The organism is Bacillus sp. JJ722, assembly GCF_036963345.1.
Taxonomy (GTDB): Bacteria; Bacillota; Bacilli; order Bacillales; family DSM-1321; genus Bacillus_AD.
Map to the genome: position 1 here is coordinate 62917 of NZ_JBALMO010000070.1, position 370 is coordinate 63286.

Below are 370 nucleotides of genomic sequence, written 5' to 3' on the forward strand. Positions count from 1 at the left end.
ATTGGATAGGAAGACCAAAAGATTTCATAGATGTACTTTCTGGGGAAGATCGAGATAATAAAATAGATTATTTGTTTCTAAGTTTCCATGGTGATGAAGGTAGATTCTGTATGCCAGAATTAGATGAAAGTGTATATGAAGCTGACGAACCGCGAGGAGAGTTTTTAGATATTCAAGCCATAAGGAAGAATGCTGATTTGAAAGGTATTCATGTTATAACCACTGGATGTACTTTAGGAGAAGAACAATTAGCAAAAGTGTTTCTTGAAAGCGGCTGTAAAACATATATAGGACCTAATGATTATATAGATGGTAATGCTGCATTAATGTTTGTTGTAAGATATATGTACGAATTGATTCAAAATGATAT

The 370-nt window shown here is 33.0% G+C and carries 1 protein-coding gene; it reads left to right on the plus strand.

Annotated elements, in window-relative coordinates; all coding sequences use genetic code 11:
- The coding region (locus V7014_RS10455) for a delta-aminolevulinic acid dehydratase (RefSeq protein WP_335506832.1) at positions 1 to 370 on the plus strand (370 nt) is incomplete at both ends.